Annotated in this window: 25 protein-coding genes and 1 tRNA gene; 24 read left to right on the plus strand and 2 right to left on the minus strand. The window is 67.4% G+C overall.

The genetic code is table 11. The features are described 5' to 3' along the window. Window positions 1-45: 45 nt before the first annotated feature. Window positions 46-297 carry a DUF4926 domain-containing protein gene (locus MKK65_RS28220; protein ID WP_243961475.1) on the plus strand — a complete coding sequence of 84 codons (252 nt, stop codon included), beginning with the start codon at window positions 46-48 and terminating at the stop codon, window positions 295-297. A 29-nt stretch (window positions 298-326) separates the two neighbouring features. Beyond that, a complete protein-coding gene (locus MKK65_RS28225) occupies window positions 327-659 on the plus strand; it encodes a DUF6883 domain-containing protein (protein ID WP_243961476.1) in 333 nt (110 codons plus the stop codon). A gap of 105 nt (window positions 660-764) precedes the next feature. On the opposite strand, the gene MKK65_RS28230 is transcribed toward MKK65_RS28225, so the two are convergent. Next, window positions 765-841: transfer RNA gene (locus tag MKK65_RS28230), tRNA-Asp, on the minus strand. A 363-nt stretch (window positions 842-1,204) separates the two neighbouring features. On the opposite strand from MKK65_RS28230, the gene MKK65_RS28235 reads away from it, so the two are divergent. The 19 genes from MKK65_RS28235 (at window position 1,205) to MKK65_RS28325 (ending at window position 20,310) form a co-directional block, all read left to right on the plus strand. Further along, window positions 1,205-1,570: an NADH-quinone oxidoreductase subunit A gene (locus tag MKK65_RS28235; protein ID WP_007560754.1), complete on the plus strand. Its 366-nt coding sequence runs from the start codon at window positions 1,205-1,207 to the stop codon at window positions 1,568-1,570. 41 nt (window positions 1,571-1,611) lie between these two features. Next, window positions 1,612-2,211 (plus strand): NuoB/complex I 20 kDa subunit family protein, encoded by a 600-nt coding sequence (locus tag MKK65_RS28240; protein WP_007560753.1) that lies wholly within the window; start codon window positions 1,612-1,614, stop codon window positions 2,209-2,211. A 9-nt stretch (window positions 2,212-2,220) separates the two neighbouring features. After that, window positions 2,221-2,871 (plus strand): NADH-quinone oxidoreductase subunit C, encoded by a 651-nt coding sequence (locus MKK65_RS28245; RefSeq protein ID WP_243961477.1) that lies wholly within the window; start codon window positions 2,221-2,223, stop codon window positions 2,869-2,871. A 16-nt stretch (window positions 2,872-2,887) separates the two neighbouring features. Further along, entirely contained in the window at window positions 2,888-4,078 is a 1,191-nt protein-coding gene (locus tag MKK65_RS28250) for an NADH-quinone oxidoreductase subunit D (RefSeq protein ID WP_243961478.1), read from the plus strand. Window positions 4,079-4,090: 12 nt separating this feature from the next. Beyond that, entirely contained in the window at window positions 4,091-5,452 is a 1,362-nt protein-coding gene (nuoE, locus tag MKK65_RS28255; protein ID WP_243961479.1) for an NADH-quinone oxidoreductase subunit NuoE, read from the plus strand. Window positions 5,453-5,461: 9 nt separating this feature from the next. Next, the gene (gene nuoF / locus MKK65_RS28260; RefSeq protein WP_243961480.1) at window positions 5,462-6,763 is read left to right on the plus strand and encodes an NADH-quinone oxidoreductase subunit NuoF; all 1,302 of its coding nucleotides are present in this window, start codon (window positions 5,462-5,464) and stop codon (window positions 6,761-6,763) included. A gap of 4 nt (window positions 6,764-6,767) precedes the next feature. Next, window positions 6,768-6,977 carry a hypothetical protein gene (locus MKK65_RS28265; protein ID WP_012319031.1) on the plus strand — a complete coding sequence of 70 codons (210 nt, stop codon included), beginning with the start codon at window positions 6,768-6,770 and terminating at the stop codon, window positions 6,975-6,977. A 10-nt stretch (window positions 6,978-6,987) separates the two neighbouring features. Continuing rightward, window positions 6,988-9,069, plus strand: a complete 2,082-nt coding sequence (nuoG, locus tag MKK65_RS28270) for an NADH-quinone oxidoreductase subunit NuoG (RefSeq protein ID WP_243961482.1) — start codon at window positions 6,988-6,990, stop codon at window positions 9,067-9,069. 10 nt (window positions 9,070-9,079) lie between these two features. Beyond that, window positions 9,080-10,102 (plus strand): NADH-quinone oxidoreductase subunit NuoH, encoded by a 1,023-nt coding sequence (gene nuoH / locus MKK65_RS28275; RefSeq protein ID WP_243961483.1) that lies wholly within the window; start codon window positions 9,080-9,082, stop codon window positions 10,100-10,102. 29 nt (window positions 10,103-10,131) lie between these two features. Then, complete coding sequence (gene nuoI / locus MKK65_RS28280; protein WP_007560744.1) at window positions 10,132-10,620, plus strand: NADH-quinone oxidoreductase subunit NuoI; 489 nt, start codon at window positions 10,132-10,134, stop codon at window positions 10,618-10,620. 120 nt (window positions 10,621-10,740) lie between these two features. Continuing rightward, entirely contained in the window at window positions 10,741-11,361 is a 621-nt protein-coding gene (locus MKK65_RS28285; protein ID WP_243961485.1) for an NADH-quinone oxidoreductase subunit J, read from the plus strand. Between the two features lie 22 nt (window positions 11,362-11,383). Continuing rightward, complete coding sequence (nuoK, locus tag MKK65_RS28290) at window positions 11,384-11,689, plus strand: NADH-quinone oxidoreductase subunit NuoK (RefSeq protein ID WP_058192287.1); 306 nt, start codon at window positions 11,384-11,386, stop codon at window positions 11,687-11,689. 110 nt (window positions 11,690-11,799) lie between these two features. Further along, a complete protein-coding gene (gene nuoL, locus MKK65_RS28295) occupies window positions 11,800-13,905 on the plus strand; it encodes an NADH-quinone oxidoreductase subunit L (protein WP_243961487.1) in 2,106 nt (701 codons plus the stop codon). 1 nt (window position 13,906) lies between these two features. Next, window positions 13,907-15,427, plus strand: coding sequence for an NADH-quinone oxidoreductase subunit M (locus MKK65_RS28300; RefSeq protein ID WP_058192289.1), 1,521 nt, complete (start codon window positions 13,907-13,909; stop codon window positions 15,425-15,427). Window positions 15,428-15,437: 10 nt separating this feature from the next. Next, window positions 15,438-16,883 (plus strand): NADH-quinone oxidoreductase subunit NuoN, encoded by a 1,446-nt coding sequence (gene nuoN, locus MKK65_RS28305; protein WP_058192290.1) that lies wholly within the window; start codon window positions 15,438-15,440, stop codon window positions 16,881-16,883. A gap of 57 nt (window positions 16,884-16,940) precedes the next feature. After that, a complete protein-coding gene (locus MKK65_RS28310; protein ID WP_243961488.1) occupies window positions 16,941-17,744 on the plus strand; it encodes a biotin--[acetyl-CoA-carboxylase] ligase in 804 nt (267 codons plus the stop codon). Window positions 17,745-17,760: 16 nt separating this feature from the next. Next, window positions 17,761-19,434, plus strand: coding sequence for a ribonuclease J (locus tag MKK65_RS28315; RefSeq protein ID WP_243961489.1), 1,674 nt, complete (start codon window positions 17,761-17,763; stop codon window positions 19,432-19,434). Window positions 19,435-19,573: 139 nt separating this feature from the next. Next, window positions 19,574-19,978, plus strand: coding sequence for a methylmalonyl-CoA epimerase (gene mce / locus MKK65_RS28320; protein WP_243961491.1), 405 nt, complete (start codon window positions 19,574-19,576; stop codon window positions 19,976-19,978). Between the two features lie 8 nt (window positions 19,979-19,986). Beyond that, the gene (locus tag MKK65_RS28325) at window positions 19,987-20,310 is read left to right on the plus strand and encodes a DUF1467 family protein (RefSeq protein WP_058192303.1); all 324 of its coding nucleotides are present in this window, start codon (window positions 19,987-19,989) and stop codon (window positions 20,308-20,310) included. A gap of 31 nt (window positions 20,311-20,341) precedes the next feature. Here MKK65_RS28325 and MKK65_RS28330 read toward each other — a convergent pair whose 3' ends face one another. Further along, window positions 20,342-20,542, minus strand: a complete 201-nt coding sequence (locus MKK65_RS28330) for a hypothetical protein (RefSeq protein ID WP_243961493.1) — start codon at window positions 20,540-20,542, stop codon at window positions 20,342-20,344. Between the two features lie 660 nt (window positions 20,543-21,202). Here MKK65_RS28330 and proS point away from each other — a divergent pair. The 3 genes from proS (at window position 21,203) to MKK65_RS28345 (ending at window position 24,718) form a co-directional block, all read left to right on the plus strand. After that, window positions 21,203-22,528, plus strand: coding sequence for a proline--tRNA ligase (gene proS / locus MKK65_RS28335; protein WP_058192295.1), 1,326 nt, complete (start codon window positions 21,203-21,205; stop codon window positions 22,526-22,528). 164 nt (window positions 22,529-22,692) lie between these two features. Continuing rightward, window positions 22,693-23,991 carry a lipoprotein-releasing ABC transporter permease subunit gene (locus tag MKK65_RS28340; protein WP_243961495.1) on the plus strand — a complete coding sequence of 433 codons (1,299 nt, stop codon included), beginning with the start codon at window positions 22,693-22,695 and terminating at the stop codon, window positions 23,989-23,991. A gap of 13 nt (window positions 23,992-24,004) precedes the next feature. After that, window positions 24,005-24,718, plus strand: a complete 714-nt coding sequence (locus MKK65_RS28345; protein ID WP_243961497.1) for an ABC transporter ATP-binding protein — start codon at window positions 24,005-24,007, stop codon at window positions 24,716-24,718. Window positions 24,719-24,966 lie beyond the last annotated feature (248 nt).

A 24,966-nucleotide genomic window follows, 5' to 3' on the forward strand; every position in this document is an offset into this window, starting at 1 on the left:
GACCATCGACTTGCGCACGCTCATCGCAAGCGCCAATCTCAGGAAATGTCGGTCGACTTCTCATACCTGCTGCGGAAAGAGGATCCCGGGGCCACGTTTCGGGATCTCGACGACGTGGTCGTGCTGGCACCGGTCGTAACCGATGACGGCGATCCGATTCCGGCCGGCACCGAAGGCACCATCGTCGGCGTCTGGAAGGGCGGCGAAGCCTTTTTCGTCGAATTCCCGGAGCCAGCGGGTGCCCTCGCGACGGTGCTACCAGTCGATCTGAGACGCACTGGTCGCCATACGCCGTGAGTCGCTTAGGCCTGCCGACACTCCTGGGGTTGCGCATCCAGGGCGAGAAGATCGTCGGTTACTTGCTGAATCCTATGCACCCGAAAGGCGGCTCAAAAGCAAAGTTTTTGCTGCGCTTCGGATTCAGAGCAGGTCAACCGAACATTATGGCAGACGCCTTGGTAGACCATTATGTGTCCGCCCCGGACGTGCAGATGATTTTCGACGCGGTTGGGTCGAGGCGCATCGTCTGCGAAGGCCCAATCAAAGGTGTCGATGGCCGAGAGCCCTGGATTCGCTCCATCTGGCTCATCGAAGACGATCTTTACGGCCGCCTTCTTACCGTCATCCCGCTGCCTGCACGGCGCAACGCATCATCGTAGTTTTCCGTGTCAGGCTTCAACGCCATAACATCGCGAACTCGATGGAACGCCCCCGACATAGCCGGAGGGCAAATCCAAATTTTGATTTTAAGAAACTTATGGAAGTGGCGCGGGCGACGGGGCTCGAACCCGCGACCTCCGGCGTGACAGGCCGGCACTCTAACCAACTGAGCTACGCCCGCACGGCGTGGTCGCTTCGAAAGCCGATGGATGCGCTTCGAAGAGGGCGTTTCGCCCGGCGACGGGGCGGGGTTTATGGGCCAGGCGGGGGGCTGTCAAGCGTGTCCGTGATGGTTTTGCGCCGCGCCCGGCCAAAGGGGCTGCGCGCATGCGTCGTGTTGCAGGGCCGCCGCGCAGGCCCACATCCCTACACAAGACAAGACCTGCACTTTGTGCGACGCGGCAAGCCATTGTCAGGGGTCGGCGGCTCGACTAAGCCTCCGGCCGCGCGCATCCTGGCATAAGAACAATTCCACGGGCGAATCCGGTTCGGCGGCGCACCGCGGTTTCCCACGTCGATCGAGACGCTCTCGCGAGGCCCTGGCATGACCGGATTGTTGGCGGATTACCTTCCGCTCATCGTGTTCATCGGCGTGGCTCTGTTCATCGCCACGGCGTTGCTCGTCGTGCCCTTCCTGGTCGCCTTCAAGAGCCCGGATCCGGAGAAGCTCTCGGCCTACGAGTGCGGCTTCAACGCATTCGACGATGCCCGCATGAAGTTCGACGTGCGGTTCTACCTCGTGGCGATCCTGTTCATCATCTTCGATCTCGAGGTCGCGTTCCTATTCCCGTGGGCGATCACCTTCGGAGACCTTGGCTGGTTCGGCTTCTGGTCGATGATCGTCTTCCTGGGCGTGCTGACGGTCGGTTTCGTCTATGAGTGGCGCAAGGGCGCCCTCGAATGGGATTGATTCGCAACAGCAGCCTGCCCGCACCGCATTCCGAGTCGCCGATGGCCCTGATCACCGACACGACCCACAGCCTGTCCCGCGCCCCCGCGGTCGCGCCCCAGCCCAAAGGGATCATCGATCCCAACACCGGCCGGCCGATCGGCGCGGACGATCCGACCTTCCTGTCGATCAGCGACGAACTGGCCGACCGGGGCTTCCTGCTCACCACTACGGACGAGCTGATCAACTGGGCCCGCACCGGCTCGCTGATGTGGATGACCTTCGGGCTCGCCTGCTGCGCGGTCGAGATGATGCAGATGTCGATGCCGCGCTACGATTGCGAGCGCTTCGGCTTCGCGCCCCGTGGCTCGCCGCGCCAGTCGGACGTGATGATCGTCGCCGGCACGCTGACCAACAAGATGGCTCCGGCCCTGCGCAAGGTCTACGACCAGATGCCGGAGCCGCGCTACGTGATCTCGATGGGCTCCTGCGCCAACGGCGGCGGCTACTATCACTATTCCTATTCGGTGGTGCGCGGCTGCGACCGGGTGGTGCCGGTGGACATCTACGTGCCCGGCTGCCCACCCACCGCCGAGGCGCTGCTCTACGGCGTGCTGCTTCTCCAGAAGAAGATCCGCCGGACCGGCACGATCGAGCGCTGAGGAGCGGCCATGACCAACGGCATCTCGATCCTGTCGCACACCCAGCCCGAGAGCGGCCCGGCCGCCCTCACGACGCTGGCCGAGCGGGTTACCGGCGCGCTCGGCCCGGCGGTGGTGTCGCACGCCATCGCGTTCGGCGAGCTGACCCTGGTGGTCCAGGCCTCCGACATCATCTACGCGCTGACCTACCTGCGCGACGACCCGGCCTGCGCGTTCCGCAGCTTCATCGACATCTGCGGCGCGGACTACCCTCAGCGCGCGCAGCGCTTCGACGTGGTCTACCACCTGCTCTCGCTGCGCCACAACGCGCGCATCCGGGTGAAGGTGCAGACCGACGAGGTGACCCCAGTCCCCTCGGCGATCGAGGTGTTCCCGGCCGCCAACTGGTACGAGCGCGAGACCTACGACCTCTACGGTATCCTGTTCTCGGGGCATCCGGACCTGCGCCGGCTGCTCACCGATTACGGGTTCGAGGGGCATCCCCTGCGCAAGGACTTCCCGCTCACCGGCTTCGTCGAGGTCCGGTACGACCAGGACGAGGCCCGGGTCGTCTACGAGCCGGTCCAGCTCACCCAAGAATTCCGCAACTTCGACTTCCTGTCTCCGTGGGAAGGCACCGAATACGTGCTGCCCGGAGACGAGAAGAAGACGTCGGCCTGAACCGCGGAGACTGTCAGTGACAGAACACAACATCCGCAATTTCGCGATCAATTTCGGCCCGCAGCACCCGGCGGCGCACGGCGTGCTGCGCCTCGTGCTGGAGCTGGACGGCGAGGTGGTCGAGCGGGTCGATCCGCATATCGGCCTGCTGCACCGCGGCACCGAGAAGCTGATCGAGCACAAGACCTACCTCCAGGCGACGCCCTATTTCGACCGGCTCGACTACGTGTCGCCGATGAACCAGGAGCACGCCTTCTGCCTGGCGATCGAGAAGCTCGCGGGCATTGAGGTGCCGCGCCGCGCGCAGCTGATCCGCGTGCTGTTCTGCGAGATCGGCCGCCTGCTGTCGCACCTGCTCAACGTCACCACGCAGGCGATGGATGTCGGCGCCCTCACGCCCCCGCTCTGGGGCTTCGAGGAGCGCGAGAAGCTAATGATCTTCTACGAGCGTGCCTCGGGCGCCCGGCTGCACGCCAACTACTTCCGGCCCGGCGGCGTCCACCAGGACCTGCCGCCCAAGCTGATCGACGATATCGAGGCGTTCTGCGACCCGTTCCTGCAGGTTGTGCAGGATCTCGACGACCTCGTGATGGCCAACCGCATCTTCAAGCAGCGCAACGTCGACATCGGCATCGTGTCGGTGGACGAGTGCATGGAGTGGGGCTTCTCCGGCGTCATGCTGCGCGGCTCGGGCATCCCGTGGGACCTGCGCAAGGCGCAGCCCTACGAGTGTTACGAGGAGATGGACTTCGACGTGCCGGTGGGCCGGAACGGCGACACCTACGACCGGCAGGTGATCCGCATGGAGGAGATGCGGGAATCGGCCAAGATCATGAAGCAGTGCTGCGCCAAGCTGCGCGAGCCGGCCGGGCAGGGCCCGATCGCCGCCATCGACGGCAAGTTCGCGCCGCCGCCGCGCCGCGAGATGAAGCGCTCGATGGAAGCGCTGATCCACCACTTCAAGCTCTACACCGAGGGCTTCCACGTACCGGAGGGCGAGGTCTACGCCGCCGTGGAGGCGCCCAAGGGCGAGTTCGGCGTCTATCTCGTGTCCGACGGCACCAACAAGCCGTATCGCTGCAAGATCCGCGCGCCGGGCTTCGCGCATCTTCAGGCGATGGATTGGATGTGCCGGGGGCACCTTCTGGCCGACGTGTCCTGTGTGCTTGGCACCCTCGACATCGTGTTCGGCGAAGTGGATCGGTAAGGCGTTAGCAGGATGGCAAACCGCAGACTCGCGCCGGCCTCTGAGCAGCCCGAAAGCTTCGCGTTCTCCCCCGAGAACGCTGCCTGGGCCAAGACCCAGATCGCCAAGTACCCGGAGGGCCGCCAGGCCTCCGCGGTGATCTCGCTGCTCTGGAAGGCGCAGGAGCAGAACGGCGGCTGGCTGCCGCGGGCGGCCATCGAGGCGGTGGCGGCCGAGCTCGGCATGCCCAACATCCGCGTGCTGGAGGTGGCGACCTTCTACACCATGTTCGCCCTGGAGCCGGTGGGCCGCTTCTGGATCCAGGTCTGCGGCACGGTGCCGTGCGATTCCTGCGGCGCCCGGGGCCTGAAGGAGATGCTCGAGGCGCGCCTCGGCCCCCCCGGTCATGTCTCGGCCGACGGCAACTTCTCCTGGCTCGAGGTCGAGTGCCTGGGCGCCTGCTGCAACGCCCCGATGGTGCAGATCAACCAGGATTATTACGAGGACCTGACCCCGGAATCCCTCGGCACGCTGATGGACGACCTGGCGGCAGGCCGGCCGGTCAAGGTCGGCTCGCAGATCGGCCGCCAGGCCTCGGAGCCGCAGGGCGGCCCCGACACGCTCACCGACCAGACCCTGTTCGACGGATCGCGGATCGGGGCTTGGCGCAAGCGCTTCGAGGACACGGCCAAGCCCGAGGAGCAGGCTGCCAAGACCGGCGAGGCGGCCTCCAGCGAGCAGCAGGCCGCCGTCAATCCGAAGCCGGCCAAGCCCGATGCCGGGCGACCGGTTGAGCGCACGGTCAGCGACGCCCCGGCCCAGCGTGCGGCCGAGGGCGAGACGCCGGTGAAGCCCGAAGATCGCGCCGGCGCGGCCGAGCGCGGCCGCTCCACCGCCAAGCACGGCGCCGCCCGCCCGGGCGACGCGGACGTGCTCGACTCACCGGCCAAGCGCATCGCCGAGGGCGAGCCGGCCGCGGGCGAGCAGGGGAATCAGGAGACGCCCCAGCGCGATACGGTCCCGCAGCAGCCGGAAGCCTCCGGCGCCAGCGCGGGTGAGGTCGCGGCGGAAGCCGAGGAAGCCCGCGTCGCCGGGGCGCTCGCTGCGCTGCCGCAGGACGCGACCCCGGAGCAGAAGGCGAACGCCGTCGGCACCCGTCCGCCCAGCCTCGACGCGGCCCGCGCCGGCCGGCCGGACGATCTCACCCGGATCCGGGGCATCGATCCCGACACCAGCCAGCGCCTCAACGGCCTCGGCATCCACCATTTCGACCAGATCGCCGCCTGGACCCGCGACGAGATAACCTGGGTCGGCACCTACCTCGCGGTCCCAGGTCGCATCGACCGGGAGGACTGGGTCGGTCAGGCCAAGGCTCTATCGGCGCCGGCTCAGTGAGGACCTGACATGCTGTCGGATCAGGATCGCATCTTCACCAACCTCTACGGCCTGCATTCGCCGGGCCTGGAGGCTGCCAAGCAGCGTGGCGCCTGGGACGGGACCAAGTTCCTCCTGGAGCAGGGCCGCGACTGGATCATCGAGGAGATGAAGGCGTCGGGCCTGCGCGGACGCGGCGGCGCGGGCTTCCCCACCGGCCTCAAGTGGTCGTTCATGCCCAAGAAGTCGGACGGGCGCCCGCACTATCTCGTGGTCAATGCCGACGAGTCGGAGCCGGGCACCTGCAAGGACCGGGAGATCATGCGGCACGACCCGCATCTCCTGATCGAGGGCTGCATGCTGGCCTGCTTCGCCATGGGCGCGCATGCCTGCTACATCTACATCCGCGGCGAATACGTGGCCGAGAAGCACGCGCTCCAGAAGGCCGTGGACGAGGCCTACGAGGCGCGTCTCGTCGGCCAGTCGAACGTGCACGACTTTCCCTTCGACATCTACGTCCACCACGGCGCCGGCGCCTATATCTGCGGCGAAGAGACGGCGCTGATCGAGAGCCTCGAGGGCAAGAAGGGGATGCCGCGGCTCAAGCCGCCATTCCCGGCCAATATGGGCCTCTACGGCTGCCCGACGACGGTCAACAACGTCGAGTCGATCGCGGTGGCCGGCACGATCCTGCGCCGGGGCGGCGCCTGGTTCGCCGGGCTCGGCGGCAAGAACAACACCGGCACCAAGCTGTTCTGCGTGTCGGGGCACGTCAACAGGCCGTGCAACGTCGAGGCGGAGCTGGGCATCACCTTCCGCGAGTTGGTGGACCGGCATTGCGGCGGCATGCGCGGCGGCTGGGACAACCTGCTCTGCTCGATCCCGGGCGGCTCGTCGGTGCCGCTGGTGCCGGCCGACCAGATCATCGACGCCAAGATGGATTTCGACACCCTGCGCGGCCTCGGCTCCGGCCTCGGCACGGCGGCGGTGATCGTGCTCGACCGGTCCACCGACATCGTCGCGGCGATCACCCGCATTTCGTACTTCTACAAGCATGAGTCGTGCGGCCAGTGCACGCCCTGCCGCGAGGGCACCGGCTGGATGTGGCGGGTGATGCAGCGCATGACCGAGGGCCGGGCGCAGAAGCGCGAGATCGACATGCTGTTCGAGGTCACCAAGCAGATCGAGGGTCACACGATCTGCGCGCTCGGCGACGCGGCGGCCTGGCCGATCCAGGGCCTGATCAAGCACTTCCGCCCCGAGATCGAGAAGCGGATCGACCGCTACACCGCCAACCCCCATTCCGACCCGATCCCGATGGCCGCGGAGTGAGGCCATGACGAGCCAGCCTGACAACCTGATGCTCGTGTACCTGCGTCGCATCGACGAGAAGGTCGATCGGCTCAGCGACGATGTCCGTGAGTTGAAGGGCCGGATGGCCGCGGTCGAAGAAAACCTGGCCGGCGTTCACCGGCGGATCGACCGGGTCGAGCTTCGCATCGAGCGCATCGAGCGACGCCTCGATCTAGCCGACGCCCCGCACTGAGATGGCACCGATGACAAAAATCCTCGTCGACGGCACCGAGGTCGAGGTTCCGGCCGAATACACCCTGCTCCAGGCCTGCGAGGCCGCGGGGGCCGAGATCCCGCGCTTCTGCTTCCACGAGCGCCTGTCGATCGCCGGCAATTGCCGGATGTGCCTGGTGGAGCTGAAGGGCGCGCCCAAGCCGGTGGCGAGCTGCGCCTACGCGGTGAAGGATTGCCGTCCGGGCCCGAACGGCGAGCCGCCGGAGGTGCTGACCCGCTCCGGCCTGACCAAGAAGGCCCGGGAAGGGGTGATGGAGTTCCTCCTCATCAACCACCCGCTCGATTGCCCGATCTGCGACCAGGGCGGCCATTGCGACCTGCAGGACCAGGCGATGGCCTACGGGGTCGATTCGACCCGCTACCAAGAGAACAAGCGCGCGGTCGAGGAGAAGCATATCGGCCCGCTGGTGCGGACCGCGATGAACCGCTGCATCCACTGCACCCGCTGCGTGCGCTTCCTGGCGGAGGTGGCAGGCGTGCCCGACCTCGGCGCCATCGGCCGCGGCGAGGACATGGAGATCACGAGCTACCTCGAGCAGTCGATGGCCTCGGAGCTCCAGGGCAACGTCGCCGACCTGTGCCCGGTGGGTGCCCTGGTGCACCGGCCGCAGAGCTACAATATACGCCCCTGGGAGCTGAACAAGACCGAATCGGTCGACGTGATGGACGCGGTCGGCTCCTCGATCCGCGTCGACACCCGCGGCCGCGAGGTGATGCAGATCGAGCCGCGGGTCAGCGAGGAGATCAACGAGGAGTGGATCTCCGACAAGACCCGCTACCATGTCGATGGCTTGCGGATGCAGCGCCTCGACCGGCCGTACCTGCGCGAGAACGGACGGCTGCGGCCCGCCTCCTGGGGCGAGGCGTTCCAGGCCATCGCCGCCAAGGTGAAGGCCACCGATCCCAAGCGCATCGGCGCCGTGGTCGGCGACCTCGCGGGCGTCGAGGAGATCTTCGCCCTGCGCGAGCTGATGCGCGCGCTGGGCACGCCCAATCTCGATTGCCGCCAGGCCGAGACCGGGCTCGATCCGGCGCTGGGCCGCGCCTCCTACCTGTTCAACCCGACGATTCCCGGCATCGAGGCCGCGGATGCGATCCTGATCGTCGGTGCCAATCCGCGCACCGAGGCCTCGCTGCTGAACGTCCGCATCCGCAAGCGCTGGCGCATGGGCCCGCTCGCGGTCGGGGTGATCGGCGAGCCGGTCGATCTGACCTATCCGAGCCACTACATCGGCGCCGGCCCGGAATCGCTGGCCGGCCTCGCCCGCGGGGAGCATAGCTTCCTCGAGATCCTCAAGGGCGCGAAGGCGCCGCTCATCATCGTCGGCGCCAATGCCGAGCCCGGCATCCTGGCGGCTGCGGCATCCCTCGCCAAGGCGATCGGCGCGGTCACGCCGGAGTGGAACGGCTTCGGCGTTCTGCACACGGCCGCCGCCCGGGTCGGCGCGCTCGATCTCGGCTTCGTGCCGGGGGAGGGCGGCCTCGGCTTCCCGGCCATGCTAGCGGCCGGCGGCGTGGACGTGCTGTTCAACCTCGGTGCCGACGAGCGCGACGTGGCGCCCGGCGCCTTCGTGATCTACCAGGGCACCCATGGCGACCGCGGCGCCTCCCGGGCGGACGTGATCCTGCCGGGCGCAGCCTATACCGAGAAGTCGGCGACCTGGGTGAACACGGAAGGCCGGGTCCAGATGGGCAACCGCGCCGGCTTCCCGCCGGGGGATGCCCGCGAGGATTGGGCCATCCTGCGCGCGCTCTCGGACGTGCTGGGCCAGCGTCTGCCGTTCGATTCGCTCACTGCGCTCCGCCGGGCCCTCTACACCGCCCATCCGCATTTCGCGGCGATCGGCACCGTGGAGACCGGCGATGTGGCGGCGGCCGTGGATCGGCTGGCCGGCCTCGGCAGCACCACCGGCAGCCCCGCCTTCGCCTCCCCGGTGACCGACTTCTACCTCACCAACCCGATCGCCCGCGCCTCGCGGGTGCTCGCCGAGTGCTCGCGCCTCGCCCGCGAGCGCGCCGCCGAAGCGCGGCCGCTCGCGGCGGCAGAGTAGGGACCCCACGATGACGTCGCTCGAAATCCTCGGGACCGTGCTCCTGATCGTGCTGAAGAGCTTCGTGCTGCTCTCAGCGCTGCTCGTGTTCATCGCCTATGCGCTGCTCGCCGACCGTAAGATCTGGGCGGCGGTGCAGCTCCGGCGCGGTCCCAACGTGGTCGGGCCGTTCGGGCTGCTGCAATCCTTCGCCGACCTTCTGAAGTTCGTGCTGAAGGAGCCGGTGATCCCCGCGGGCGCCAACAAGGCGATCTACCTGCTGGCGCCGCTGGTCTTCGCGATGCTGGCCCTGTCGAGCTGGGCGGTGATTCCCCTGGCCGACGGCTGGGCGATCGCCGACATCAATGTCGGCATCACCTACATCTTCGCGATCTCCAGCCTGGGCGTCTACGGCGTCATCATGGGCGGCTGGGCCTCGAACTCGAAATACGCCTTCCTGGGCGCGCTCCGCTCGGCCGCGCAGATGATCTCCTACGAGGTCTCGCTGGGCTTCGTGATCATCTGCGTGCTGCTCTGCGCCGGCTCGCTGAACCTCTCGCGCATCGTGATGGCGCAGGACACCAGCCTCGGCCTGTTCGGCTGGTACTGGCTGTGGCTCTTCCCGATGTTCGTGGTGTTCTTCATCTCGGCGCTCGCCGAGACCAACCGCCCGCCCTTCGACCTGCCGGAGGCCGAGTCGGAGCTGGTGGCCGGCTACATGGTGGAATACTCGTCGACGCCCTATCTGCTGTTCATGCTCGGCGAGTACGTCGCCATCATGAGCATGTGCGCGCTCGGGACCATCCTGTTCCTGGGCGGCTGGCTGTCGCCGATCCCGTTCGCGCCGTTCACCTGGGTGCCGGGCGTGATCTGGTTCATCCTGAAGGCCAGCTTCCTGTTCTTCCTGTTCGCGATGGTGAAATCCATCGTGCCGCGCTACCGCTACGATCAGCTCATGCGCCTCGGCTGGAAGGTTTTTCTGCCGATCTCGCTGGTCTCGGTCGTCGTTGTCGCCTTCGTGCTCAAGCTGACCGGCCTCGCGCCGGGCGCCTGAGCCCACCCGCCGAATCGGAGATCCGGGCCATGAAGCTCGATCAGGTCGCAAAGAGCCTGCTGCTGAAGGAATTCGTGTCGGGGATGATCCTCGGCATGCGCTACTTCTTCAAGCCGAAGGCGACGATCAACTATCCCTTCGAGATGGGCCATCGCGGCCCGCGCTTCCGGGGGGAGCATGCCCTGCGCCGCTATCCCAACGGCGAGGAGCGCTGCATCGCCTGCAAGCTCTGCGAGGCGATCTGCCCGGCCCAGGCGATCACCATCGAGGCGGGCCCGCGCCGCAACGACGGCACCCGCCGCACCACCCGTTACGACATCGACATGGTGAAATGCATCTATTGCGGCATGTGCCAGGAGGCCTGCCCGGTGGACGCCATCGTGGAGGGGCCGAACTTCGAATTCTCGGTCGAGACCCGCGAGGAGCTTCTGTACGACAAGCAGAAACTCCTCTTGAACGGCGACCGCTGGGAGCGCGAGATCGCGCGCAACATCGCGATGGACGCGCCTTACCGCTGAGCGCATGCCGGGGGCGCTGTTGTGCCCCCGCCGACCGGGTTCTATAGACGGGCCGCCCGCTGCGGCCCGTTTCCACGCAAGGCAGAAGGGGCCGCTCCGGCGGCCGATCCCGACGAGCGCATGACCGCAGCAGCCGCCTTCTTCTACCTGTTCGCGAGCGTCACGGTCGCGTCGGGCTTCATGGTGATCGCCTCGCGCAATCCCGTCGCCTCGGTGCTGTTCCTGATTCTCGCCTTCGTGAACGCCGCCGGGCTGTTCGTCCTGATGGGCGCCGAGTTCCTGGCGATGATCCTGGTCGTCGTCTATGTCGGCGCGGTCGCGGTGTTGTTCCTGTTCGTCGTGATGATGCTCGACGTGGACTTCGCCGAGTTGCGCCAGGGCTTCCAGCAATACCTGCCGATCGGTGGCCTGATCGGGGCGATCTTCCTGGTGGAGCTGCTCCTGGTGGTGGGCTCCTGGACCATCGATCCGAACCTGGTTCAGGCGCCGCTCGGCAACGTCGCGGCGGCGGAGAACCTCACCAACGCCCAGGCTCTCGGCCGGGTGCTCTACACGGATTACGTCTACTTCTTCCAGCTTGCGGGCCTGATCCTGCTGGTGGCGATGATCGGCGCGATCGTGCTGACGCTCCGTGATCGCCCGGGCGTCAAGCGCCAGGACATCTCGGTCCAGAACGCCCGCACCCAGAGCATGGCGGTGGAGACCCGCAAGGTGCCCTCCCGCCAGGGTGTCGAGGTCTGATGCCCGCCGAAGGACTCGAACGATGATCGGCCTGAGCCACTACCTCACCGTTGCGGCGATCCTGTTCACGCTCGGCGTGCTCGGGATCTTCATCAACCGCAAGAACGTCATCGTCATCCTGATGTCGATCGAGCTGATCCTGCTCGCGGTTAACATCAACTTGGTCGCCTTCTCGACGCAGCTGAACGACATCACCGGACAGGTCTTCGCCCTGTTCGTCCTGACCGTCGCGGCCGCCGAATCGGCGATCGGCCTCGCCATCCTCGTGGTCTTCTTCCGCAACCGCGGCACCATCGCGGTCGAGGACGTGAGCATGATGAAGGGCTAGGGCGCCCTTCTTCACGCGACCCGAGTTCGCGGCCCCGCGTTCCACGGGCCCCGAGTGACAATCCGGACGCCGCCCAGCGGTCGGCCCGGAGGACGGACTGCAAGAGAGCGATGTATCACGCGATCGTCTTCTTCCCGCTGATCGGCTTCCTGATCGCCGGCCTGTTCGGCCGGTACATCGGGGCCCGGGCCTGCGAGTACATCACCACGGCGTTCCTGGCCTTCACGGCCCTGATCGCCTGGGGCGTGTTCCTCGACGGCGGCCATGCCGAGCGGGTGCAGGTCGCGTCCTGGTTCTCGGCCGGCGATCTCCAGGTCGATTGGGCCTTCAAGGTCGATGCGCTGACCCGGGTGATGCTCGTGGTCGTCACCACGGTCTCGACCCTCGTCCACCTCTATTCCGTCGGCTACATGCACGAGGATCCGCACCGGCCGCGGTTCTTCGCCTACCTGTCGCTGTTCACCTTCGCCATGCTGATGCTGGTGACCGCCGACAACCTGGTACAGATGTTCTTCGGCTGGGAGGGCGTGGGCCTCGCCTCCTACCTGCTGATCGGCTTCTGGTACGAGAAGCCCTCGGCAAACGCCGCCGCCATGAAGGCGTTCATCGTCAACCGGGTCGGCGATTTCGGCTTCTCGCTCGGCATCTTCCTGGTCTTCGTGCTGACCGGCTCTGTGGCGTTCGACGCGATCTTCTCCAAGGTCGACGCCATCAAGACCCTGAGCTTCCACCTGCTCGGCCATGACTGGAACGCCCTGACCCTGGCCTGCCTGCTGCTGTTCATGGGCGCCATGGGCAAGTCGGCGCAGTTCCTGCTGCACACCTGGCTGCCGGATGCGATGGAGGGGCCGACCCCAGTCTCGGCGCTGATCCACGCCGCCACCATGGTGACCGCCGGCGTGTTCATGGTCGCCCGGTTGTCGCCGCTGTTCGAGGAGGCGCCGAACGCGCTGATCGTCGTCACGGTGATCGGCGGGATCACGGCCTTCTTCGCCGCCACGATCGGCCTGGTGCAGAACGACATCAAGCGGGTGATCGCCTACTCGACCTGCTCGCAGCTCGGCTACATGTTCGTGGCGCTCGGCGTCGGCGCCTACTCGGCCGGCGTGTTCCACCTGTTCACCCACGCCTTCTTCAAGGCGCTGCTGTTCCTCGGGGCCGGCTCGGTCATCCACGCGATGCACCACGAGCAGGACATGCGGAACATGGGTGGCCTGCGCTCCCACATCCCGTTCACCTGCGCCATGATGGCGATCGGCTCCCTCGCGCTGATCGGCTTCCCGTACACGGCGGGCTACTATTCCAAGGACGCGATCATCGAGGCGGCCTACGCCTCGACCCGGCCGGGTCACACGCTCGCCTTCCTGTGCACCGTGGTGGCGGCCTTCTTCACGTCCTTCTATTCCTGGCGCCTGTTCTTCATGACCTTCGAGGGTCCGGCCCGCTGGGGTGTTCACGCGGCGCATGACCACCACGCCGCCCCGGCGGTCGCTCATTCCACCATGGCCCATGAGGCCGACGGCGCCCCGGGCCATACCGAGGGTGCGGCCCACGACGATCACGGCCACGACATCGAGCCGGCCCACAAGAGCGACCTCGTCGCGGACGACCATCACGGGCACGGGCACGGGGACCATACGCCCCACGAGAGCCCGCTGGTGATGACCATTCCGCTGGCGATCCTCGCCTTCGGGGCGCTGTTCGCCGGGATCATCTTCCACGACCGTTTCATCGGGTCCGGCATGGACGCGTTCTGGGGCCACGCCCTGGCGCACGGCCCCGACAACCACATCATGCACGAGATCCACGAGGTCCCGGCGCTGGTGTCCTATGCGCCGCTGATCATGCTGATTCTCGGCTTCGTCCTGGCCTTCTGGATGTATATCCGCCGCCCGGAACTGCCCGGCGCGCTCGCCGCGCAGCAGCCGTCGCTGTACCGGTTCCTGCTCAACAAGTGGTACTTCGACGAGCTCTACGACCGGATCTTCGTGCGTCCCGCCAAGGATTTCGGCCTGTTCCTCTGGAAGCAGGGCGACGGCCGGATCATCGACGGGCTCGGCCCCAACGGCATCGCGGCGCGGGTCGTCGACGTCACCCGGGGCGTGGTCCGCCTGCAGACGGGCTACGTCTACCACTACGCCTTCGTCATGCTCATCGGCGTGGCCGGCTTGATCAGCTGGTACCTGATGGCCGGCCTGCCCAAGGGTGCTCACTGACATGCTCGGCCTCGGCATCCTCTCCGGCCTGCTGATCGTCCCGCTCTGCGGCGCGGCCTTCATCCTCACCCTCAAGGGCGACGAGGAATCAGTGGCGCGCAACAGCCGCTGGGCCGCGCTCGCCACCACCGTCGTCACCTTCGTGCTCTCGCTGGTGGCCTGGGGCCGCTACGACGCGGCGTCGGCGAGCTTCCAGCTCGTGGAGAGCCATCCCTGGCTCGCCGAGACGATCCGGTTCAAGCTGGGCGTCGACGGCTTCTCGATGCCGCTGATCCTGCTCACCACCTTCCTGATGCCGTTCTGCATCGGGGCGTCGTGGACCTCGATCCACGTCCGGGTGAAGGAGTATTTCGTCGCCTTCCTCGTCCTCGAGACGACGATGATCGGCGTGTTCGCCTCCCTCGACCTGCTGCTGTTCTACCTGTTCTTCGAGGCCGGCCTGATCCCGATGTTCCTGATCATCGGGATCTGGGGCGGCGCGCGTCGGGTCTATGCGAGCTTCAAGTTCTTCCTCTACACCCTGCTCGGTTCGGTGCTGATGCTGCTCGCCGTGATGGCGATGTATTGGCAGGCCGGCACCACCGACATCCCGACCCTGCTGCAATACCGCTTCCCGGTGGGGATGCAGACCTGGCTGTGGCTGGCCTTCTTCGCCTCCTTCGCGGTGAAGATGCCGATGTGGCCGGTCCATACCTGGCTGCCCGACGCCCACGTCGAGGCGCCCACCGCCGGCTCGGTGATCCTGGCGGGCATCCTGCTGAAGATGGGTGGCTACGGCTTCATCCGGATCTCCCTGCCGATGCTGCCGGTGGCGAGCCAGGATTTCGCCCCCCTGGTCTTCGCCCTCTCGGTGATCGCGATCATCTTCACCTCGCTCACCGCGCTGATGCAGACCGACATCAAGAAGCTGATCGCCTATTCGTCGGTGGCCCATATGGGCTTCGTGACGCTGGGGCTGTTCACCCTGAACGAGCAGGGAATCCAGGGCGCCCTGTTCCTGATGATCTCCCACGGCATCGTGGCGTCGGCGCTTTTCCTGTGCGTCGGCGTGGTCTACGACCGGATGCACACCCGCGAGATCGCCGCCTATGGCGGGCTCGTGAAGCGGATGCCGCTCTATGCGGTGGCCATGATGGTGTTCACCATGGCCAATGTCGGCCTGCCCGGCACCTCCGGCTTCGTCGGCGAGTTCCTATCGATGCTCGGCGCCTTCAAGGCGAACCCGAATGTCGCGTTCTTCTCGACCTTCGGCATCATCCTCTCAGCGGCCTACGCCCTGTGGCTCTACGCCCGGGTGATCTACGGCAAGCTGGAGAAGCCCAACCTCCAGGGCATCCTCGACCTCGACACCCGGGAGAAGCTGATCCTCGCGCCGCTGGTCGTGCTGACGATCTATTACGGCGTGCATCCGGCCCCGGTGCTCGACGTCTTCGCGCCCTCCACCGACGCGCTGATGGCCGGCATGAAGGCCGCGCTGGCCAACACCCAGACCGCAGCCGCCGCGCTGCCGCTCGCTCGCTGAGACGGAACAGATGCCCACCGTCCACTCCGTCCTGCCCTCGCTGGCCCCGCTCCTGCCCGAGCTGATCCTCAGCGTCGGGGTTCTGCTGATGATCCTGTACGGCGCCTGGCGGGGCGACCGGTCCGCCGAGTCTGTCAGCATCGGCGCCCTGGTCCTGCTGCTGTTCGCCCTGTTCGTCGTGCTGTCACAGCCCACCGCCGGCCGGGTGACCACCCTGTCGGGGGCGTTCGTCTCGGACGCGTTCGCGAAGGTGATGAAGTCTCTGGTGCTGCTCGGCTCGGCGGCGACGATCCTGCTGGCGCACGACTTCTTCAAGCGCGAGCAGATCGACCGGTTCGAGTTCCCGGTGCTGATCGTGCTCTGCACCATCGGCATGATGGTGATGGTCTCGGCCAACGACCTAATCGCCCTCTATCTGGGCCTCGAGCTGCAATCGCTCGCCGCCTACGTGATCGCGGCGTTCCACCGGGACAATGCCAAGTCGACCGAGGCCGGCCTCAAGTACTTCGTGCTCGGCGCGCTCTCCTCCGGGATGCTGCTCTACGGGGCCTCCCTGGTCTACGGCTTCACCGGCACGGTCTCGTTCCCCGGCATCGTCTCGGCGCTCAACGAGAATGCCGGGCTCGGCATCGTGCTGGGCATCGTGTTCCTGGCTGCGGGCGTCTGCTTCAAGATGGCGGCGGTGCCGTTCCACATGTGGACGCCGGACGTCTACGAGGGCTCGCCGACCCCGGTGACCGCCTTCTTCGCCACCGCACCCAAGATGGCCGCCGTCGCCATGACGGTGCGTGTGTTCATCGGCGCCATGCCGGACGTGACCGCCATCTGGCAGCAGATCTTCATCTTCGTCGCCGTGGTCTCGATGGCGCTGGGCTCGTTCGCGGCTATCGGCCAGCGCTCGATCAAGCGCCTGATGGCCTACTCGTCGATCGCCAATATCGGCTACGCGCTGATCGGCTTGGCCTGCGGGTCCGAGGAGGGGATCAGCGGGCTGGTCACCTACATGATCATCTATCTGGCGATGACGCTCGGCACCTTCGCGATCATCCTGTCGCTCCGGCGCCGGAACGTGATGTTCGAGTCGATCGAGGACCTGTCGGGCCTGTCCCGCACCCATCCATGGGTGGCCTTCTGTCTCGCCGCGATGATGTTCTCGCTGGCCGGCATCCCGCCGCTCGCCGGGTTCTTCGCCAAGTTCTACGTCTTCGCGGCGGCCATCAAGGCGGGCCTGGTGACCCTGGCGGTGATCGGTGTGGTGACCAGCGTGGTCGGCGCCTACTACTACCTGCGCCTGGTCAAGATCATGTATTTCGACGAGCCCAAGGAGCCCTACGAGGCGATGGCGCCCGGCCTGCGCGTGGTGCTCGCCCTGTCGAGCGTCGTCGTGGTGCTGTTCTTCCTGCTCCCCGGACCGCTGGTCGGCGTCGCCGGCCGGGCGGCCCGGTCGCTGTTCTAGGTCCGGCGGCCTTCCAGCTTTCCCGATGAGAATGCGGCCCGATCAGAAAAGAACGCCTTGAGCTACCGTCTCGGGCCCGAGGCGCGCGCCCAGGGCCATCGCCTGCACGTTCACGACCGCCTCGGCTCGACCAACACCGAGGCCATGGCCCAGGCGCGCGCCGGGGAGGCCGGCCCGCTCTGGGTGGTCACCCACCGGCAGGAGGCGGGCCGCGGCCGGCGCGGCAATGCCTGGGCTTCGCTGCCGGGCAACCTCGCCGCGAGCGTACTCTGGCCGGTGGCCGGGGTGGCGCCCGACCACTTGGCTGAACTCGGCTTCGTGGCGGGCCTCGCCCTGATCGAGGCGCTGGAGGCGGCCTGCGGCACCCTGCCGGATACCCGAACCGAGGGTTGCGCCCGATCTCTGAAGCTGAAATGGCCCAACGACGTGCTGCTCGGCGACGGCAAGCTGGCCGGTCTGCTCCTCGAGGCCGAGACGCTGCCCGGTGGCCGCCGGGCGACGGTGATCGGCTTCGGCGTCAACGTCGCGGCGGCTCCGGATGGCCTCGGCGCGACGAGCTTGGCCGCGACGGGTTACGCCGGCGGCGCCGAAGCGCTACTGGAGCATCTCTCGGACCGGATGGCCGTACGGGCACGCGCCTGGGACCGGGGACGGAATTTCGCTGACCTGCGCGAGGATTGGCTCACGCGGGCCGCCGGTCTTGGGTCGGAGATCGCGGTGCGCAGCGGCGAGCATGTCCTGCGGGGCATGTTCGAGACCATCGACGAGGGGGGGCGGCTCGTGATCCTCGCCCCCGACGGAAAACGGCATACCGTGACGGCGGGCGAGGTGCATTTCGGAACGGCCGCGACGGCGGCATGATGTTGGACGACGACAGATGGTGATGGGACAGGAGGAGCTGGTCTTCCTGCCGCTCGGCGGCGTGGGCGAGATCGGGATGAATGCGGCCCTCTACGGGTTCGGTCCGGAGAAGGGCCGGAAGTGGATCATGGTCGATTGCGGCATGGGCTTCGCCGGTGAGGAGCAGATGCCGGGGATCGACCTGATGTTCCCCGACCTCTCCTTCATCGAGGAGAAGCGCAAGGACCTGCTGGGGATCTTCATCACCCACGCGCACGAGGACCATATCGGGGCGATCTCGGAGCTGTGGCCGCGCCTCAAGGTGCCGGTCTACGCGACCCGCTTCGCCAAGAACCTGCTGGAGACCCGTCGCCTCTCCGAGCCCGGCGCCCCGAAGGTCGACCTGCGCGAGGTGAAGCCGGGCCGGCGCGTGACCGTCGGCCCGTTCGAGCTGGAATACGTGCCGGTCTCGCACTCGATCCCCGAATCGAACGCCATCGCGATCCGCACGGCCGCGGGCCTCGTGGTTCATACCGGCGACTGGAAGATCGATCCGACCCCGGTGGCCGGCGACGTCACCTCGCCGGAAGCCTTCACGGCGCTCGGCGACGAGGGCATCCTGGCGCTGGTCTGCGACTCGACCAACGTCGTGCGCGAGGGGTTCTCCCCGAGCGAGAAGGAAGTCGCCGCCACCCTCAAGACCCTGATCGCGGATTCGCCCCACCGGGTCGCGGTCACCACCTTCGCGTCGAACGTCGCCCGCATCCGCGCGGTGGCCGAGGCGGCCGTGGCCTGCGGTCGTGAGATCGTGGCGGTCGGCCGGGCCATGGACCGGGTAATCGATGTCGCCCGCGAGTGCGGCTATCTCGACGGCCTGCCCGAGTTCCGCCGCTCGGATTCCTGGAAGAACCTGCCGCGCGAACGGGTCGTGGCCCTGCTCACCGGTTCTCAGGGCGAGCCGCGGGCGGCTCTGGCCCGGGTCTCCCGCCGGGACCATCCGGATATCAGCCTGGCCGCCGGCGACCGGGTGATCTTCTCCTCCCGGGCGATCCCCGGCAACGAGCGCGATGTCGGCTCGATCATCAACGATCTGGTCACGCAGGGCGTCGAGGTGATCACCGACCGGACCGAGCTGGTCCACGTCTCCGGCCACCCTCGCCGGGACGAGATGGTCGAGATGTACAAGTGGACCCGGCCGGGCACCGCGATCCCAGTCCACGGCGAGGCGCTGCACCTCGACGAGCATGCGCGCTTCGCCCGGGCCCAGGGCGTGCAGAACGTGGTCAAGGCCCGCAACGGCAGCCTCGTCCGCCTCAGCCCCGGCAAGCCCGAGGTGATCGACCACGTGAAGGCCGGCCGCCTGTATAAGGACGGCAACGTCCTGATCGACGAGAAGGACCGGGCGATCCCGGAGCGGCGCAAGCTCATGCAGGCCGGCCTCGTCTCGGTGGCGATCGCCATCGACGAAGACGGCGTCGTGCTGGGCGATCCGGCGGTGGACATCATCGGCCTGCCCAATCGCGGCCGCTCCGGCGAGCCGCTGATCGAGACGGTGGTCGATGCCGTCTCGCGCACCCTGGCGGGGCTGTCGCGCGGCAAGCTGAAGGACTCGGAGGGCGTCGAGAAGACGGTCGACCGGGCCGTGCGCACCGCCGTCAACGAGGTCTGGGGCAAGAAGCCCGCCTGCCACGTGCAGGTGGTCGAGGTGTGATAACCTGACGCCGCCCTCCGCGGAGAGGGGCGGGGACCGGGACGGCAGCCTGCAAGGGCCGCCGTCCCGGTCTCAATTCATCCCGGAAGCTGGCCCGCGAATGGGACGGCGCGGGTCCGCAGACAGGGAGAGGAACATCATGATCGGGCGGCTCAATCACGTGGCCATCGCCGTGCAGGATCTCGACGCCGCCTGCGCGGTGTATCGCGACACGCTGGGCGCGACGCTCACCCCGCCGCTGCCGCAGCCCGAGCACGGGGTCACGGTGGTGTTCGTGGAGTTGCCGAACAGCAAGATCGAGCTGATGGCGCCGCTGGGCGAAGGCTCGCCGATCGAGGCGTTCGTCGCCCGCAATCCCGGCGGGGGCGTCCACCACGTCTGCTACGAGGTCGACGACATCCTGGCCGCCCGCGACCGGCTCAAGGCGCAGGGCGCCCGGGTGCTCGGCACCGGCGAGCCGCGCATCGGCGCCCACGGCAAGCCGGTGCTGTTCCTGCACCCCAAGGACTTTCTCGGCACCCTGGTCGAGCTGGAGCAGGTGTGAGCCGGATCATGACCGCGCTGGCCCGCTCGACCCCGGCGACCCTGCTCGTCGTGGCCGTGCTGGTGGCCGCCTTCGTGGCGGTGGGTGTCAGCCAGTTCAAGCTGACGATCGGCGGGGCGATCGCCCTCTACTTCGTGGTGTGGTGGACGCTGCTCTTCGCCGTCCTGCCCCTGCGCAACCAGCCCGAAACCCGGCCCAGCCACGTGGTGCCCGGGCAGGACCCGGGCGCTCCGGCGTCGCCGCGCCTGCGCGAGAAGGCGATCTGGACGACACTCGTCGCCGGCGCCGCCTTCCTGATCGCGCTGGCGGTGTTCCCGCTGACCGGGCTGTAGGGCAGGGTTCGTTTCCGGAGACGGATCGGTCCTACAGCAGCGTCCCGGAGGAGGATGAGCGCACCGTCAGCGACTTGCCCGCCCGGGACACCAGATGGGCGAAGGCGAGGGCCGCCGCGGAGGCCTGTGCGGCCGAAGGAAAGGTCCGGTGCGACTCGGCGACCGTCTCGGCGGCCTCGTTGAGCAGGACCCAGGACCAGAGGTTCCCGGCTTGGCGGATCTGGAAGTGCATGGCGGGCTCACCCGGTAAGGTCCATGCCCCACCATGCGCCGCGAAAAGCCCTGACCGGTTAATGGCTTGAGCCGGAAAAGTCGAATAGTCGACAAACCATCGACTTGTCCGCGCTTTCACCGCTCTTCACAGCACGCCGATTGCCGCGGGCTGGTGGTCGGACGCGCTGACGGGAGGGGCTGCCGAGGGCCTAGGAAGGCCTGCCGAAGGATCGGGAGCGCCGCAGAGAAGGAAACCCAACAACAAAAAAAGCAAGGCCCGAGGCCTTGCTTTCTAAGCTGCAGTGGCTCGACCTTTGATTGTCCTACGCATTGCCTGCGTGGCGGTCGGTTTTCCTCCCGAGACTCGGACCCTGCGCCGCCTCTTGCGGGCGTCGCAAACATCACGAGCCGCTTATAGGAACAACAATTCGTGTTGTCACCGGGTCTGCGAGAAAAATCTGCGCTTTCTTGCCGGCAAATGGGCAGATCGCTTCCGATTGTAGCAGCCTGACCGATCGGCGCGGCTCACACGGCACCGGCGCGGGCGCTGTCGCGCGATTACGCCGCGCCGTCATCCGACAGCGCTTGTATTTTGCGTCTCCGGCGTGTTGTGTGCCCCCGTGCCGCGGTTCCTCACGGTTGGATCCTGGCCGAAACCTCAAAGACAAGCCTCCAAAACATGCGTCTCTCCCGCTACTTCATGCCGACCTTGCGCGAGACGCCCAAGGAAGCCGAGATCGTCTCCCACCGCCTGATGTTGCGCGCCGGCCTGGTGCGCCAGGAATCGGCCGGGATCTACGCCTGGCTGCCGCTCGGCCTGCGGGTGCTGGAGCGGGTCTGCGCGGTGATCCGCCGGGAGCAGGATCGCTCCGGTGCCATCGAGATCCTGATGCCGACCGTGCAATCGGCCGAGCTGTGGAGGGAATCCGGGCGCTACGACGCCTATGGCAAGGAGATGCTGCGCCTGAAGGACCGGCACGACCGCGAGATGCTCTACGGCCCCACCGCCGAGGAGATGGTCACGGAGATCTTCCGGGCCAGCGTGCGCTCCTACAAGGACCTGCCCAAGAACCTCTACCAGATCTCGTGGAAGTTCCGCGACGAGGTGCGGCCGCGCTTCGGCACGATGCGCTCGCGCGAGTTCCTGATGAAGGACGCCTATTCGTTCGACTTCGACCAGGCCGGGGCGCGCCACGCCTATAACCGCATGTTCGTGGCCTATCTGCGCACCTTCGCGGGGCTCGGCCTCAAGGCGATCCCGATGCGCGCCGATACCGGTCCGATCGGCGGCGACCTGTCCCATGAGTTCATCATCCTAGCGAAGACCGGCGAGAGCGAAGTGTTCTGCGACCGCGCCTATCTCGATTTCGAGCCGCCGCCCGAAACCGTCGATTTCGACGACGTGGCCGCGCTCCAGGGCATCGTCGACGCCTGGACCTCGCACTACGCCGCCACCGACGAGATCCACGAGCCGGAGGCCTTCGCGGAGGTGCCGGAGGAGAGCCGCCTGAGCGCCCGCGGCATCGAGGTCGGACACATCTTCTATTTCGGCACCAAGTATTCGGAGCCGATGGGCGCCAAGGTCGCCGGACCGGACGGGATCGAGCGGCCGGTCCATATGGGCTCCTACGGCATCGGCCCGAGCCGGCTGGTGGCCGCGATCATCGAGGCCAGCCACGACGAGGCCGGCATCATCTGGCCGGATTCGGTCGCGCCCTTCGATGTGGCGCTGATCAACCTCAAGGTCGGCGATGCCGGCACCGACGCCGCCTGCGCGCAGATCCAGGCGGAGCTCGAGGCCGCCGGCCTCTCCGTTCTCTATGATGACCGTGACGAGCGCCCGGGCGCGAAATTCGCCACCGCCGACCTGATCGGCCTGCCCTGGCAGGTTGTGGTCGGGCCGAAGGGCTTGGCCGAAGGTAAAGTGGAGCTGAAGCGGCGCGCCGGGGGCGAGCGCGAGAGCCTCGCCACCGTCGACCTGCTGGCGCGCATCCGCCGCGTCTAGACTGCGGCTCTTTCCAGCGAGGCCAGGCGCTGCGTCCGATCGATGCGATCGGGCGCGGTTCTCGTTAGGATTGCGAGAGGCAATTCTGCTTCAATCCGTGTTCATGCATCATTTTCGCCGCGCGAGTGGCGACAGCGCGGTGAATGGTGCTTAGGGCTAGTCCGATGACGGGAGCAGCGGCGATCGACCGGGTGAGGAGCTTCGCGGCCTCCTTCCGCGAAGGGACGGCCCCGTTCGCGCCGTTCGAGTGGATCATCGCCGGCCGCTACCTGCGGGCACGCCGCCGGGGCGGCGGCGTCTCGGTGGTCGCCTTCTTCTCCGTGCTCGGCATCGCGCTCGGCGTCGCCACCCTGATCATCGTGCTCTCGGTGATGAACGGGTTTCGCGCGGAGCTGCTCTCCAAGATCGTCGGCATCAACGGCCACCTGTTCGCCACGCCGATCGACCGGCCGTTCAACGACTGGGTCGACCTGTCCGAGCGCCTGTCGAAGGTGGCGGGCGTGCGCGCCGCAGTGCCGCTCGTCGAAGGCCAGGCCTTCGCCTCGTCGCAATTCGGCGGCTCGGGCGTGATCGTTCGTGGCGTGCGCGCCGCCGATCTCGACGCGCTCGCCGCCGTCTCCAGCGCGATCCGGGGCGGCACCTTGGAGGGGTTCGACGACGGCACCGGCGTGCTGATCGGCCGGCGGCTCGCGGATTCCCTGGGGCTTCAAGCCGGGGACAACATCACCCTGGTGACGCCTAAGGGCTCGTCCACGCCCTTCGGCACCGCGCCCCGCACCAAGAGCTACGCGGTGAAGGCGGTGTTCGAGGTCGGCATGACCGAGTTCGACCAGACCTTCGTGTTCATGCCGCTCACCGAGGCGCAGGCGTTCTTCAACCGGGAGAGCGACGTCAGCATGATCGAGATCTACGTCGACAAGCCCGATCAGGTCGGCGAGATGCGCGAGCCCCTGGAGATGGCGGCAGAGCGTCCGGTGCTGCTCACCGACTGGCGCCAGCGCAACCGCACCTTCTTCGGGGCGCTGGAGGTCGAGCGCAACGTGATGTTCCTGATCCTCAGCCTGATCGTCGTGGTGGCGACCCTCAACATCGTCTCGGGCCTGATCCTCTTGGTGCGCGACAAGTCGAGCGACATCGCGATCCTGCGCACCATGGGGGCGACTCCGGGCACTATCATGCGCGTGTTCCTGATCAACGGCGCGCTGATCGGCCTGGTCGGCACGCTGAGCGGCCTCGGGCTCGGAATCCTGATCACCCTGAATATCAAGCCGATCCAGCACGTGCTGTTTCCCGGCGCCTGGGACCCGACCGTGCGGTTCCTCGCCGAGATCCCGGCCCAGATGAATCCGAAGGAGATCACCGCCGTGGTGATCACGTCGCTGCTGCTGTCGCTGGCGGCGACGCTCTATCCCTCCTGGCGTGCCGCCCGGCTCGATCCGGTGCAGGCCCTGCGCTACGGCTGACGGTCCGCACCCCATGAGCGATGCAAGCCAGCCCGCCGGCACCCCGCCGGTGCCGGCCCTGTTCTTCGCCCGCGTCGAGCGGCGCTACCCGCAGGCCGAGGGAGCCCTGGATATCCTGCGCGGGGCCGATCTCGCGATCTGGCCCGGGGAGCTGGTGGCGCTTGTGGCACCCTCGGGCGCCGGCAAGTCGACGCTCCTGCACCTCGCCGGTCTGCTGGAGCGGCCCGATGGCGGCGAGGTCTATATCGGCGGGCGCCCCACCGCCGCGATGCCGGATGTCGAGCGCACCCGCCTGCGCCGTGAAGAGATGGGCTTCGTCTACCAGTTCCACCATCTGCTGCCGGAATTCTCGGCTCTCGAGAACGTGGTGATGCCGCAGCTCATCCGCGGCCTCGGCCGGACGGAGGCCAAGGCGCGGGCCACCGAGCTCTTGAGCTTCCTTGGCCTCAAGGACCGCCTGCCGCATCGCCCGGCCGAGCTATCGGGGGGCGAGCAGCAGCGCGTCGCCATCGCCCGGGCGGTGGCCAACGGTCCGCGGCTGCTGCTGGCCGACGAGCCCACCGGCAATCTCGATCCCGGCACCGCCGGCCACGTCTTCTCGGTGCTGATGTCGCTGGTGCGAGCCTCGGGCCTCGCGGCCTTGGTCGCCACCCATAACCTCGATCTCGCCGCCCGCATGGACCGCCGGGTGACGATCCGGGATGGGTTGATCACGCCGCTGGAGTGAGCGCGGCGCACGTTGCGGCTTGAACGGTCGGTATCGCCGAAGCGGTCGGCGAGGCTGAGCTGCCGAGGAGCCATCTGCCCCTCCGGCCCTGATTGTGCATCCACGAAAGCAGATGGGGTGGATGGCTCCCGCTCCGACTGACGGCATCTCGGTGCCAAGATGTGGTTGCTGTCGAAGCAGCAGCTACGCAGATGTAGGAGCCATCCCCATGGAGATCACCACCGTCGGCATCGATCTGGCCAAGAGCA

The sequence above is a fragment of the Methylobacterium sp. J-001 genome, from assembly GCF_022829565.1.
Classification (GTDB): domain Bacteria; phylum Pseudomonadota; class Alphaproteobacteria; order Rhizobiales; family Beijerinckiaceae; genus Methylobacterium.

Excerpts from the sequence above, each read along its gene's own strand:
- MKK65_RS28330 (WP_243961493.1), bottom strand. The coding sequence starts at position 20,542 with ATGCACTTCCAGATCCGCCAAGCCGGGAACCTCTGGTCCTGGGTCCTG.
- nuoG (WP_243961482.1), top strand. The coding sequence starts at position 6,988 with ATGACAAAAATCCTCGTCGACGGCACCGAGGTCGAGGTTCCGGCCGAA.
- MKK65_RS28245 (WP_243961477.1), top strand. The coding sequence starts at position 2,221 with ATGACCAACGGCATCTCGATCCTGTCGCACACCCAGCCCGAGAGCGGC.
- nuoL (WP_243961487.1), top strand. The coding sequence starts at position 11,800 with ATGTATCACGCGATCGTCTTCTTCCCGCTGATCGGCTTCCTGATCGCC.
- nuoH (WP_243961483.1), top strand. The coding sequence starts at position 9,080 with ATGACGTCGCTCGAAATCCTCGGGACCGTGCTCCTGATCGTGCTGAAG.
- nuoN (WP_058192290.1), top strand. The coding sequence starts at position 15,438 with ATGCCCACCGTCCACTCCGTCCTGCCCTCGCTGGCCCCGCTCCTGCCC.
- nuoK (WP_058192287.1), top strand. The coding sequence starts at position 11,384 with ATGATCGGCCTGAGCCACTACCTCACCGTTGCGGCGATCCTGTTCACG.
- MKK65_RS28325 (WP_058192303.1), top strand. The coding sequence starts at position 19,987 with ATGACCGCGCTGGCCCGCTCGACCCCGGCGACCCTGCTCGTCGTGGCC.
- MKK65_RS28340 (WP_243961495.1), top strand. The coding sequence starts at position 22,693 with ATGACGGGAGCAGCGGCGATCGACCGGGTGAGGAGCTTCGCGGCCTCC.
- MKK65_RS28300 (WP_058192289.1), top strand. The coding sequence starts at position 13,907 with ATGCTCGGCCTCGGCATCCTCTCCGGCCTGCTGATCGTCCCGCTCTGC.
- nuoI (WP_007560744.1), top strand. The coding sequence starts at position 10,132 with ATGAAGCTCGATCAGGTCGCAAAGAGCCTGCTGCTGAAGGAATTCGTG.
- nuoE (WP_243961479.1), top strand. The coding sequence starts at position 4,091 with ATGGCAAACCGCAGACTCGCGCCGGCCTCTGAGCAGCCCGAAAGCTTC.
- MKK65_RS28345 (WP_243961497.1), top strand. The coding sequence starts at position 24,005 with ATGAGCGATGCAAGCCAGCCCGCCGGCACCCCGCCGGTGCCGGCCCTG.
- MKK65_RS28235 (WP_007560754.1), top strand. The coding sequence starts at position 1,205 with ATGACCGGATTGTTGGCGGATTACCTTCCGCTCATCGTGTTCATCGGC.
- MKK65_RS28265 (WP_012319031.1), top strand. The coding sequence starts at position 6,768 with ATGACGAGCCAGCCTGACAACCTGATGCTCGTGTACCTGCGTCGCATC.
- MKK65_RS28220 (WP_243961475.1), top strand. The coding sequence starts at position 46 with ATGTCGGTCGACTTCTCATACCTGCTGCGGAAAGAGGATCCCGGGGCC.
- mce (WP_243961491.1), top strand. The coding sequence starts at position 19,574 with ATGATCGGGCGGCTCAATCACGTGGCCATCGCCGTGCAGGATCTCGAC.
- MKK65_RS28315 (WP_243961489.1), top strand. The coding sequence starts at position 17,761 with ATGGTGATGGGACAGGAGGAGCTGGTCTTCCTGCCGCTCGGCGGCGTG.
- nuoF (WP_243961480.1), top strand. The coding sequence starts at position 5,462 with ATGCTGTCGGATCAGGATCGCATCTTCACCAACCTCTACGGCCTGCAT.
- MKK65_RS28240 (WP_007560753.1), top strand. The coding sequence starts at position 1,612 with ATGGCCCTGATCACCGACACGACCCACAGCCTGTCCCGCGCCCCCGCG.
- MKK65_RS28285 (WP_243961485.1), top strand. The coding sequence starts at position 10,741 with ATGACCGCAGCAGCCGCCTTCTTCTACCTGTTCGCGAGCGTCACGGTC.
- proS (WP_058192295.1), top strand. The coding sequence starts at position 21,203 with ATGCGTCTCTCCCGCTACTTCATGCCGACCTTGCGCGAGACGCCCAAG.